At 35.4% G+C, this 12,766-nt stretch carries 12 protein-coding genes; 2 read left to right on the top strand and 10 right to left on the bottom strand.

Annotation, left to right across the window (positions count from 1 at the left end):
• Window positions 1-96: 96 nt before the first annotated feature.
• From ACESSZ_RS15415 to ACESSZ_RS15435, 5 genes are all read right to left on the bottom strand, one after another.
• Window positions 97-1,134, bottom strand: coding sequence for a hypothetical protein (locus ACESSZ_RS15415; protein WP_331866688.1), 1,038 nt, complete (start codon window positions 1,132-1,134; stop codon window positions 97-99).
• Entirely contained in the window at window positions 1,131-1,802 is a 672-nt protein-coding gene (locus ACESSZ_RS15420; RefSeq protein WP_331866687.1) for an ATP-binding cassette domain-containing protein, read from the bottom strand. Before ACESSZ_RS15420 ends, ACESSZ_RS15415 begins: the two co-directional genes overlap by 4 nt.
• A 95-nt stretch (window positions 1,803-1,897) precedes the next feature.
• Window positions 1,898-2,839: a hypothetical protein gene (locus ACESSZ_RS15425; protein ID WP_270373251.1), complete on the bottom strand. Its 942-nt coding sequence runs from the start codon at window positions 2,837-2,839 to the stop codon at window positions 1,898-1,900.
• 164 nt (window positions 2,840-3,003) lie between these two features.
• Window positions 3,004-4,437 (bottom strand): DEAD/DEAH box helicase, encoded by a 1,434-nt coding sequence (locus ACESSZ_RS15430; protein WP_331866686.1) that lies wholly within the window; start codon window positions 4,435-4,437, stop codon window positions 3,004-3,006.
• A 342-nt stretch (window positions 4,438-4,779) separates the two neighbouring features.
• Window positions 4,780-6,132: an MATE family efflux transporter gene (locus ACESSZ_RS15435; protein WP_499842887.1), complete on the bottom strand. Its 1,353-nt coding sequence runs from the start codon at window positions 6,130-6,132 to the stop codon at window positions 4,780-4,782.
• 293 nt (window positions 6,133-6,425) lie between these two features.
• Here ACESSZ_RS15435 and ACESSZ_RS15440 point away from each other — a divergent pair, with 293 nt between their 5' ends.
• The gene (locus tag ACESSZ_RS15440) at window positions 6,426-6,881 is read left to right on the top strand and encodes a nucleoside 2-deoxyribosyltransferase (protein ID WP_117547744.1); all 456 of its coding nucleotides are present in this window, start codon (window positions 6,426-6,428) and stop codon (window positions 6,879-6,881) included.
• A 526-nt stretch (window positions 6,882-7,407) separates the two neighbouring features.
• Here ACESSZ_RS15440 and ACESSZ_RS15445 read toward each other — a convergent pair.
• The 4 genes from ACESSZ_RS15445 to ACESSZ_RS15460 all read right to left on the bottom strand — a co-directional run bounded on the left by ACESSZ_RS15445 (window position 7,408) and on the right by ACESSZ_RS15460 (window position 10,434).
• A complete protein-coding gene (locus ACESSZ_RS15445; protein WP_331866684.1) occupies window positions 7,408-8,535 on the bottom strand; it encodes an ADP-ribosylglycohydrolase family protein in 1,128 nt (375 codons plus the stop codon).
• Between the two features lie 246 nt (window positions 8,536-8,781).
• Complete coding sequence (locus tag ACESSZ_RS15450; protein WP_008691043.1) at window positions 8,782-9,393, bottom strand: hypothetical protein; 612 nt, start codon at window positions 9,391-9,393, stop codon at window positions 8,782-8,784.
• Between the two features lie 88 nt (window positions 9,394-9,481).
• Window positions 9,482-9,982: a hypothetical protein gene (locus ACESSZ_RS15455; RefSeq protein ID WP_132225222.1), complete on the bottom strand. Its 501-nt coding sequence runs from the start codon at window positions 9,980-9,982 to the stop codon at window positions 9,482-9,484.
• Window positions 9,983-10,071: 89 nt separating this feature from the next.
• A complete protein-coding gene (locus ACESSZ_RS15460) occupies window positions 10,072-10,434 on the bottom strand; it encodes a hypothetical protein (RefSeq protein ID WP_331866683.1) in 363 nt (120 codons plus the stop codon).
• Between the two features lie 158 nt (window positions 10,435-10,592).
• On the opposite strand from ACESSZ_RS15460, the gene ACESSZ_RS15465 reads away from it, so the two are divergent.
• Window positions 10,593-11,882 (top strand): FUSC family protein, encoded by a 1,290-nt coding sequence (locus tag ACESSZ_RS15465; RefSeq protein WP_331866682.1) that lies wholly within the window; start codon window positions 10,593-10,595, stop codon window positions 11,880-11,882.
• Between the two features lie 193 nt (window positions 11,883-12,075).
• Here the strand turns inward: ACESSZ_RS15465 and ACESSZ_RS15470 are convergent, their stop codons facing one another.
• Entirely contained in the window at window positions 12,076-12,558 is a 483-nt protein-coding gene (locus ACESSZ_RS15470) for a PTS sugar transporter subunit IIA (protein ID WP_499842886.1), read from the bottom strand.
• Between the last annotated feature and the right edge of the window lie 208 nt (window positions 12,559-12,766).

Below are 12,766 nucleotides of genomic sequence, written 5' to 3' on the forward strand. Positions count from 1 at the left end.
GCTCTTGGGTTCGTCGATAACTACGCCCCGAGGGATTTTCACCCTAGATATGTGGCATGCCCGCCACACATGAAAAATAGGATACTAAGTGATATCCTATTTTTTATATGTAATTTTTGTTGTGGGTAAAATATATATCTTGGTAATACGTTGCTTTTCTTTATAATAGTAATAAAGCAATAACAGCATGGCGCAAACCGTACCAAGAAACATAAGATAAGTTTTCTGTGCTATACCATAAACAACACTAAATAGCATAAAAAATATAACAAATACATGCTGTTTCAAAGTAACTTCCCATGCCGCACAAGCTCTCCAGTAATGTACTGTATGCGTGTTTCTTCTATGAAAGATAAATTGCATTCCTATATCCAACAAGGATAGATATCGATTAGCTAAGAGTTCACCTTGTGTTACATGATAACCATTCAGCAACTTTTTTAATACCATTTCTCTTTGTAGTTTCCTTAACAGTAACCGCTCTCCCATCAATAACAAGATGCCATAAACAATCACACAGGTACCAATTATACCGTAAGCATATTGCACAAGAAGAGCTGACCATTCACCTAGATTGCATATACAAATAAGAAGAAACAAAGGCATGCAAGTTTTCCATACATTTATGATTGCCACACCACCTGCGATACACAAAAAGCCATTACTGGTAACATAACAGCTGATATGAAAGCCTAAAAAATAAAGGAAGGCAATACTAAACAGAATCAAGAAAAATGTCTTAGACAGGGTGCCGGTGAAAAGATAAAAAATTATGAGAGAAGGAAGCAAGCATACGCATTGCAGGAAAAGCAGCATCAGCTCTTTTTGCAAGATACGTTTTCTAGCAATCTTTCTGCAAGGCAAGATACTTTCCCATGTACTAATCGTTTCTTCTTGATAAGCAATATCATATAGCAAATAAATACAGAGGAACGACGGCAATATGGCAATAGATAAATGCATGGCTGTTTGTGACAATAAAGTAGGCATGATCGGTAGCAGCTGTGCGATTCCCATGGATGTGCCGGTTTCGGTATAAATAAGCTGTTTATAAGCAATGCTTACAATGATGATGAAGATTAAATATTTCCATTTTGATGTACGTAATAACCTTACTAATTCCAACATCATCATAAGTAATTCTCCAACGTGCGCTGATAATACGCTGTAATTTCTTTTTGATCTTTAGTATCTACTTGTATTTGTCCATCCACTAAGTGAATTAAACGTGTAATAAGGGAACGTGTCGCCTCTAAGGTATGTGATGTTATAACAAAAAGGCGTTCTTTACTTTGTTGCTTGATTAAGTCGATAGCTGCTGCACTACTTTGCGCATCTATAGCAACAAAGGGTTCATCCATAAAGATGATCGGTGCTTTACTTAATAAGATAATGGCAATTGCTACTTTTTGTTTTTGCCCTGAGCTGCATTTCATTAAACGCTGTTCTAAATAATCAATATGCAAAGCATTTAACACTTCCATTACCGCATCCATCTTGAATGATATATCCTCACCGTTATAACAGCGGTAAAAATAACGCAAATTTTCCTTTACGGTAAGTTGTGGGAAAAGTGGACTTTCGAAAGGTAAATAAGCAATTGGCATGGTTCTTTCCAACGTTCCGCGATATGGAATCAAAAAGCCACAGAGAACATTTAATAATGTACTTTTTCCACTACCATTCGTTCCTGCTAATAAAATACATCCGTTTTTTCCTTCAATTGTAATATTGATATCCTGTAGGGTATCCTCTTCATCGTAAGCAAAATATAAGTGATTTGTTTGTATACTACTTGTCATAAAAAATTCTCCTTGCGAAAAGGATACGTCACTTTGCAAGGAATGTCAACTCATACTGAATAAATCGCAAATCACCCACAAAAAAAGCAGATGTATTAGCCATAATATCCGCTAATCTCACATCCACCTTTTTGAAATATCTGTTTTTCAATAATTTTATGATGATGATAAATAATCACTTTCGCAATACTATTTAAGCTCTCTTTTACCGTCTTACACATGATTCCACTTACAGGTGCTTTCAAGGAACAAACATCACGATACAGCAAATGAATATCCAATTCATAAGAACCTTGTTTCATATGAAGAAAGGCATGAACACCTTCTTTTTTACGCATCATTTCCATATGGGTAACTTTCGCACCCAAATAGGTCGCAAAACGCTTCTGTTTTCCTTGCAACATCAAGACACAAATGATTCCTTGGAATTCTAACTGTTTTATAGGAATATCTGCAATGGATAGAAAAAAACAACTTTCCTTTTTCCTGCAGGAATTTGATTGATACCAAAGATAACGTTTCGGAAAGGACGTTCCCCTATCCTTTTCTATATAGCCAATACCCTTAGCATCAAACGCTTTCCCCTGAATTAAAAGCTTTCCGTCACAGCGATGATGCAGACTGATGATTGCATGCGTGCATTCCATCTCCATATAAGAAAATGGTCCCATGATGGTTGGCATGTAGATATTGCCATGCAGATGATGCTGTTGGTGGAACTGAACATCCATGTGCAGTTGTTTCTCTTCATCATGAAAGTGAAGATAATGACGAGTAAATTCATTTTCTTTAAACTTTATTTTATGCTCTTCAATATGAATATCTTCATCAGGAAATACTAGATAATCGGAGATATTGCGATACGTATCTAAAACTTGAATAAAGCCATTTCGTATTCCCTTCTCATAATGAATGCCGACAATGACACCTACGCTGACTTCAGATGTCTGAATTTTATAATACCAGCCTTCGAAATATGGTTTTTTACCATTTGTTTCATGATAGGCAAATTCCTGTTCCAATGTTTCTTTTCGCAAAATGCATACACCTCTATAGCAGTATATGCATATTTCTTAGCTTCTATGTGTATATATGAAAAAAACTCTGATTTGTTAACTCATCAGAGTCTTTATCGTTTATGGTTAAACAAATGTCAATCCTTGATTGCCGTTATAATTTTAAAAACATATAGTTACTTCCCTTATTCCTTTGCTTTTTGTACTTTCAATTTCTTACCTTTAATTGTACCTTGCTGTAAAGCTTTTAACACCTGCTTACCTTTCCCATTTAAAATATCCACATAAGATTGATTATCTTGAATCTGAATCACTCCAATATCCTCAGCACTTACCCCCTGAATCTCACAAATTGCCCCAACGATGTCTCCTGCACGAATCTTTTTTGTCTTACCGCCATTCAGATACAACTTCATAGTATCTTTATGCACTTCTTTTCCCTTATCTTCTCGTAAGGCAAATGGTTTTGTCAAAGGCTCGATAGTTTCTTTCTTAACTTCTTGTTTGCGCACTTCATCCTTTTCACGTATTTCTAAAGTGTACCCCAAATATTCTTCAAGTTCAGCTTTGCGCTCTCCATCATATTCATTGATAAAAGTTATGGCAACACCATTGGCACTTTGGCGACCGGTTCTTCCGATACGATGCAAATAGGTCTCTTTTTGATTCGGCATATCATAATTGATAATATGGGAAATATCCTGTACATCAATACCTCTGGCTGCTACATCTGTTGCGACAAGAATGCGAATCTTTCCTTTTTTAAAATCGCGAATATTCCCTATACGATCCTCCTGCAACATACCGCCATGAAGCTTATCCACACACATATCCAATGCATAAAGTTCATCACAAATGGTCTTAACACCCTCTTGCGTACGAGCAAAAATGATACAAGACGCTGGTTGTTCTTTGCATAACAGTTGTTTAAGAAATGACAACTTTTGTTTCTCTTTCACTTCATATGCATAGTGTGTGATTGCCGCGTTTACTGTGGTTTCTTCCGATAACGTAATCAGCTTTGGCTCTTTCATAAACCCTTCCGCCAGTTCTTGTATCAGTTGCGGCATCGTTGCGGAAAATAGACAAGTTATTTTATTCCCTGGGAAATAGTTAAATATGCTTTGAACACTTTCTATAAAACCCATATTCAACATTTCATCCGCTTCATCAATTATGACATAGCGTATATGACCAGTCTTCAAAGTTTCTCTTTCTAAATGATCCAATATTCTACCCGGTGTTCCCACCACTACATGTGCACGCTGTTTCAAATCCTGTATTTGAAACTTATAAGGTTGTTTCCCAAAGATGGCAACCGTTTTGATACGACGATAAGCACCAATATTATCAAAGTCCTCTTTGATCTGCAGCGCCAATTCTCTTGTTGGCGTCAGGATAATTGCCTGCGGTTCCCTTTCCTCCCATATCAGCTCTTGCACGATAGGAATGGCAAAGGAAGCTGTCTTTCCACTACCTGTTCGTGAACGGACAATGACATCTCTTCCTTTTAAGATTTCCGGTATCACCTGTTCCTGTATCGGTAATACTTGTTCATAATGTAGTTTTTCTAATGCTTTTAAGATATCTGTATGTAATGCGAATTCTTTAAATTGCATAATTTCACCTTTTTCTTTCTTTTCTCATTATACAGGAATACGCAATGAAAAGAAAAGGGAATCTAACAAAAGTGTAAGTCATTCGTAAGCTGAATCCAACGACAGTTACGAAATAATGAGATAAACTTTAGATGTAAGATACATTAGGAGGAAAACCATTATGAGAAAAGCTTTAAACATTATCGGAACTGCACTATGTGTAGTATTCTTCGGCTACAGCGAAGAGAAATTGTGTAAGTAAGATAACCTTCCCTTTGAATACAAAAAAAGAATACGAGTTCCCTGCATCACCAACAGTTGTCGTATTCTTTCCTTCTTACTTCTATAGAATCTATTTCATCCTTATTTCGCAAAAGCTTTTTTACGCACTAGCAGGTAGCAAATAAGATGTGCACTGATGGTAAGCATCCAAGAAATAGGATAGGACACATATAAAGAAAACTGCGTATGCTCTACCTGAAAGATGGTAAAGATCCAAATGATTCGGAATAGACAAGCCCCAGCTAACGATACCAACATCGGCATGATTGAATATCCTATTCCTCGTAAACTTCCCACAAAGACATCCATAATACCACATAAGAAATAACTGGCACTTACCACGCTCAATCGTGCTATTCCATATTGTATGACTTCTTCACTGGAAGAATAGATGCTTAATAATGGATGTCCCAGTAAAAATGCTCCTATTCCCATAAACAAACCGACAAAGGTAACAATGCCTAAACATTGCAACAGAATCTTATCAATACGGTGGTATTGCTTAGCCCCATAATTCTGACTGGTAAAGCTAAGTGATGTCTGATATACGGCATTCATGGAAGTATACACAAAGCCTTCGATATTGCTGGCAGCAGTGTTTCCTGCCATAACCACAGAGCCAAATGAGTTAATAGAAGATTGTATCAGCACATTGGAGATATTAAAGATAACTCCCTGTAAGCCGGCAGGAAGTCCTACCCGTAACATACCAAACAGCTTATCTTTATGGAAAGATAATTCCTTTAGCCGTAAATGCAAAACACCTTCTGATTTTTCTAAGCTTAGTAATATTAAACCAGCAGATATTGCCTGTGCAATAATTGTCGCAAGCGCAACACCGGCAACTCCCATATGTAAAACGATGACAAAAAACAAATTAAAAATAACATTAACAACACCAGCAACTGTTAAGAAATAAAGCGGACGTTTGGTATCCCCTAAAGCTCGTAATAAAGCAGCTCCGAAATTATATACCATAAATGCCGGCATACCGATAAAGTAAATACGCATGTATAGCACAGAAAGCGATAAGACATCTTGTGGTGTTCCCATCATTTCCAGCAGAGGTCGTGCTAATAAAACTCCTGCTATGATCATAATCACACCACCCACAATAGCCGTTACCATTGCTGTATGGACCGTTTCTGATGCATTCTTATAATCTTGCGCACCATAATAGCGGCCTAGTAAAACATTCGCTCCAACGGAAACACCAATAAACAGATTGACTAACAGGTTAATCAGCGAACTGGTAGAACCAACCGCTGCTAAAGCATGGCTTCCGGTAAATCTTCCCACGACGATAATATCGGCTGCATTAAAGAGCAGTTGTAAAATACCTGATAAAATTAGTGGTATTGCGAAAACAATCAGTCGTGAGAAGAGTGGGCCATGACACATATCAATTTCATAACTTCTTCTCAACTCATTCATCCCTTTTCTAAATTCTTCATTATTATAGCAAGTTATCTTTCGCTTGAACATAGTAGAATTTCTGAATTTTTTGTAATTTAAAAGCGTACAGAAAGGAATGCGGGAGATTATAAATAAATATGGAAGAACATTGAGGAGAAATTATAAAAAAATTGCCGCTCTGTGAACTTGTTATGGAAAATCGTTTAATAAAACCCCTTTGTATAAATTCTTCCGTTGTTATCTAAACCCAATAGTTGAAAATTCTCTTACCTGCCTGTATAATCCTAATAGATGTAAAGGAGAATATATATATGTTAAAAGTTTATGTTGCCGGTTCCTTGTTTAATGAGGCAGAAGTCGCACAGCGTAAAAAAGAAGGGGAAATCTTAAGAGCAACTTTTCCACAGTTGGATATCTTTAATCCGATTGACCAACCATTTAATGAGAATAAGCAGTCGCTTCCAACACCTGAAGAAATTTATGATGGTGACACAAAAGCTGTCGAAGACTGTGATATCTTTATTGCAGATCTAACAAATGAAGATGCTGGTGTTATGGTAGAATTAGGAATTGCCATAAAATCACATACAAAAATCATCATTGGGATTAACAGTGATATCCGTTTGCAGTCAGCGAATCGCTATGATGTTCCTACTTACGGCATGAATCATTATGTTCTTGGGGCAATTTTGAAGCATGGCTATTTTGTGAGAAGTTTTGATGAAGCTGTCGAAACCTTAAAAACGGCACTTAAGAATATTATATAGATTATGGTTTTCCAATCATAAAATTGTTTCTAAATGATAATTTTTCTTTAGCTGTAAAACTATTGATTGATCATCGTCTTTTATGCTTTTATGTTTTTTTCTTTATTAATAGGCGAGATGTTCCTTCACTTTTCTAAACTGTTATGAAATTCATATGCATCCTAGCATTTACAAGTTTTGTGATGAAAACGATAGTATTGTAAAGCAACTTGCTTATTACTTAATTTTTGAGATTAATTTTAAACCAAAAGCCGTTTTTCTACTAACGGTTTTTTTTGCCTGTATCCATTTACTTTTTCGTTATCAACATAAAGCTTTACATTGCTTCATATATCTTCTAAGCTTCAGCTTATACTCCATTTTGATATTCTTACAGTTTATAAATAGAAGTTCATTACGTTCCAATAATATAGACGTTTTAATTTGCCGTTTCTTGACCTTATCTTTCCATTGCTGAAAGTTTTGTTAATACAACGAAATTTGTTTTCATCCCACGCTTGTTTTTCGTCCAGCATGACGGAATTTGTTATTCTTCAGAGCTTGTTTTACTCGGCACATAAGTTTTTTTAATATACTTCTGTTCCCATATTTCATCGTGATAAGAACCATATTCTGTTATCTTACAATCATTATAAAGATCATCTGCAATTTCCATTATCACATTTACAAGTTCAAGATTTCTTATATACTTCTGAGGAATGCTTTTGTAACCAAGATAAGCACCCATGATATTACCAGTTACTGAACCGGTTGAGTCACTGTCACCGCTGTGGTTGACCGATGCAATTATCGCTTTATCAAAATCATCAGAATATTTTAGCGAACAATAAATCGCAATTGCAAGTGTTTCCTCAGCTACCCAACCCTGTCCAAGTTCTCTTATAGCTTCTAAATCATCTAAATTCTTATTTGCCAATGCAACTGCTCTATCTATCAACAAAATTAGATCTTTCAGATGTGTCTTGTCGGCAAATAAACGCAACAGAGCCTTCTTTGTATCCATCACTGCATCAAGCAGAGAAATGTCCTCATTATGAGAAATCAAGTGAAGGATGTGCACCAAAGCAGCTGCAGGAATATAGCCAAGTTCGTGTCCATGCGTTAAAGCTGCTGTTTCTGCCCCAATCATAGCAATCTCATCACTTGTATACTTCTTTCCATCAAAATATAGCCCAATAGGAGCAACACGCATAATTCCTCCACTACCCTTACTCTGATTTATTGGTTCATCTATTGTTCCATTTGCTCCATTTTCAATCGCTGATATACAAGTGTTTCCAGGAGCACGGCGATTAAATAATTCCGGCACATTAACAAGCCACGAATAGGATAAATGTTCTTTTAACGGATAACATTCCAACTGTGTTTTAAGCCAATCCTTATAACAGGAAGCAATATAACTCGGATAAGCTTGCATGATTCCACGAGTCATACCTCTTGTTGTCCCAAGTAATAAACCATTAGCAGTAAAAAGTGTCATTTGTGTGTCATCAGAAATATGAGCAATACCATTTATAAGATCATATTCTGTAATACCGTTTTCACCGTATTTTTTAAATATAAAATCTTCCTGATAGAACTCGACAGCATAGCCTAACGCATCTCCGGATGCACCACCGACAAGGCAGCCTCTGTATTTATCTATATTCTTCATTTTGCTAAGCCCCTTTCTGACATATCATCACTTCATTGTTTTGTTTATAAAGATATGAATTCATCCATCCTCTTATTAACCTTTTGATAATTACACAAGTAAGATAAAAGTCTGAACTTACATCGTGTACCTTTTTATCTTTATGTTGTGATATGTAAAGGATGGTGTTTTATTATCAATATGTCCATAGTCATCCTTAAAACAAATATGTAAACAAATTCTCATTATACTCACGATTATGTAAAACTACCACATATCATCTGCTAAAGTAGACCATTGCAATTGAAAGTGAAAACCATTTTGGGTAGTATTTCCATTCAAATCCTCTTCATTAATCGCACAGAATGGTTTTGTTTCTTTTCCATATGTTAAATACACTTCAAGCAAGCTTTGATCAGTAACAGTATTAAAAGGAACCTCTGTATAAATATATACTGTCTTTTCTTCATTTGGTTGTATAATACCATCTTTAGCATTTCCTTCAACATGATAATTTGATACTGGATAATAGTTCTCATCCACCATAAAAACAGAGCCCTCTTTACAATTCAAAAAATTTTTTATATTAATACTGGAATTACTTTGATTGTTCACTTTCGCAATTACACCTAATAATTCGCCATCGTTACTAGGGAAAAGATTTTTACCATTTTCTATTCTGAGATGTCCCCCATGTTCAGTTGCTGTAATATTTATGGTAACATCTTTCATTATTTCAATATTTTTAGCTGTGCTAACTTTTTGAAAAGTAATATAATTTCCCAATTCATTTTTATTTCCCTCAGAGTTATCATTAGCGCAACCTCCAGTAAAACATAAAATAAATGCACAAATCGAAATTAGAATACGCTTTTTCATATATATCCGCCTTTCATATACCTGTATTATCCTCGTTTCAGATACTCCAAAACCACACCCTATATTAAATAGTGATAGTTTCTGTAAATTAATTTTCTTCATCGATAACATCACCAAACTTCTTTATATTCAGCCCTGTATCAAGAACGATTGCTTTCTCCCCGACTCCAAATTCAATAAGTAAATCACCATTCCATTTCATTGTTATCAAAGGCTGCATACCACATTCTAAGTAATGATTAAATAGATTGTTTACTTTCATCCTTTGTATAATTTTAGGCTTAATTACATGAATAAAATGATCTCTTGACATTGCTTTCCAATGAAAAATTTTTTTGAAATCTTCATAACATTTTTGACATATCGTCGCATGCGGTTCATCAAGCAGACTATAACCTGCATGCCACGTATCCGGTAAATCACTTATCTCATCGGTACAAAAATCACAATGGTCATGATCATTTAATTGACTTTTTTCTGAATAATTACGCCAATACAATGTTTTACCGTTCAGATATGATTCTTGTCCTTGCAATCTCCAATCATCTTCAAGTAATTGGTTGTTTATGCTTTGCTTCAAATGTTCCATAAAGACCACTTCCCATTCTTACCACTACTACTTTATAATCTCAATGATTTAAGATAATCTACTCCAGGTTAAATATTGAACAAAGCTTTCTATAGCATCCTAATGTCAAAGTTAAAATCATGCATTTCAAGCTGAGAAATAACGCCAGTTCCATTTCCCATTATAACTCCTCTAGGTGAAATACCCTCATCCATATCTGGCAATTCAATCACCTTATGAAAAAATTTTAAAATCTTTGACTGTACCAGTCTATCATTTATATTTTTTGATAAAAGATAGAGCATAAGTTTTGAATAAACATAACACGAATCTGTATCATCACCATGATATTTTAACACTAATTGATGATACTCAGATAATAATTCAGGAAAATAATCAAGAAAAAACATATTAAGATCACAATAATCAATTGGTGGAGTATCTATATACCTATATATTTGGTAATCATTCATTTGGAAAACATTTTCAGAATACATTATATGCATATTCTTTACATATTTTTGTACAAACTCTATTTCTACCCTAGTTCTTGTTAGCAAACTATTATGAAAATATTTGATAATGGATTCTGTTCTCCAATTTCTAAAGATTACCACGCAGAATCTTAGCCATGGTCGCCGGCGCGTTTTCCATCATTGCCTATCAATGGATCATGGGAAGGAAAAAAATAAAAAACAATGCGCAAGATATTCTTTGCGATATGATCCATCATATCAAGGAACAAATACAGCTCACTTTATCAGATGATATGCCCAATGACAACTTGAATCATATGCATCATAAGCTCCATGCTTTAAGTAAGATTATTTATGATCGCCGTAAAAAGGTACTTTGCGTATCGGATGCAAGTTTTTCTTTGATTGATGCAGGCCGTGGCTTAGAGCATTTGAATGTATTGATACAGGAATTGGATACACCTTTACATGATCATGAGCGACTTCTTTTACAACAGATTGATACACAGCTTTCTTCATTTGATGCCTTTATTCAAGGAAGTATCACTGAACTACCAAAGCTGGATGTTTGTGATTTTGATGATGACAAAAAGAATCACCTGTTTTATCACATTCTATTATATATTCGTGATCGCTTATTGCATATGAGTGATCCAGGCAGTCAAAAGCATTGGCAAAGATCCTCGCTTTCCTTAAAAAACAGGCTGATCACTGCCTGCAATTTTAGTTCTGTGCGTTTTGTTTATACTTTACGTATTGCTCTTGTATTATCTTTGGCAACGCTGTTTGTACTATGGTTTTCATTACCACATGGGAAATGGCTTCTATTTACACTGGCTTCTGTTTCTCTTCCTTATGCTGATGATGTACCTGTCAAAATGAAGAAGCGTATCTTGGCAACCTTGCTAGGCGGTCTTGCCTCCGTTCTCATATACAGTTTGTTTGCTTCACCAATCAGCCGCATGGCTGCGATGATGTTATCCGGTTACGCTTCTTTCTATTTTCATGACTATGCCGCAACCTTCACCTGTTCTACAATCGGTGCGCTTGGCGGTGCTGTATTTATGTCCGCCTTTGGTTTTCAAGCAAACTTCGATATGTTTATAATTCGATTAGGTTATATACTTGCCGGTGCAATACTTGCCTATATTGCTAACTGTATTATCTTCCCTTACACTCGTTTACAGGCAACTAAAGCACTTTGGCGTCGATATGAAGATGTCACTAATCTGTTAATTAGCATTTCAAAAGAAAAAGAACCTGATAGCTGTATCATCCAGGCGCATATGCTGGAAGAAAAACTATCAAAAAATGCAGCTTTAGAAAATTGGGAAAATTTCCCTGAATATATGCGACAATGCCGCATAAAGGTATATCAGGCGCATCGTACACATATCGTTGATCGTAAAGATGCAGCTATCTTTAGACCGGAATTTTTAGTGTGATGCTTTAAAAGAAGCCGAATATTATCGCTATCATATAGTAAGAAGTGTATTGGCAACACGAATCTGGTTTTCTCGTATCAAATTTAATCCTATGCAGGATATAGCAAAGATAGCGTTTTTTTAATGATGAAATAGAAAAAGAGTATGTAACCACCTAATGGATAAGATTACACACTCTTCATCATTTTATAATTTACAGTACTAAGCTTTCCATAGCATTCACAGTCATGTTTTGTTTAAACGCAATGGGTTCACCACCTGGGTTCTGTGTAACAATCAGCATAACACTTACATCAAAACCTTTTGCCTTCAAAGTGTCGAAATCAACATCAACAATTGGTTGACCCATTTTTATTTTCTCCCCTTGTTTCGCTAATACTGTGAATCCTTCACCATTTAATTCAACCGTATCAATACCGATATGTATCAATAATCCCATACCATTTTTCATCTTCACGGCATATGCATGTCCTGTTGGATACATCACTTCTAAAACACCATCAGCTGGAGATATCAGTGTATCTTTTCCTTTTAATGGTTCTAAAGCGATTGTTTGCCCCATCATCTGCTGTGCAAAAACATCATCTTGCACCGTTTCGATTGGAAACAATTTACCGTTCAATGGTGAAACGATTTCTTTACTCTCTTTTTCTTCCCTTTTCTTTCTGAAAAACATATTGATTCCTCACTTTTCATATCTTATATATCTTGACATAAGTAATTATATTAAGAATTTCTATAAATTATATATATCTTTTTAACTATCTTTTTATATCTTCTTAAATGTCCGCAAAGCCTTATTTTATCGGCTCTACGGGCATTTTGCTTTTGTGGTAAACCTCACATATCTAGGTCTATCTTCTTATATTTTCGCTATCAAGCGT

Source organism: Eubacterium sp. 3_1_31 (genome assembly GCF_964249515.1).
Taxonomy (GTDB): Bacteria; Bacillota_I; Bacilli_A; order Erysipelotrichales; family Erysipelotrichaceae; genus Longicatena; species Longicatena caecimuris.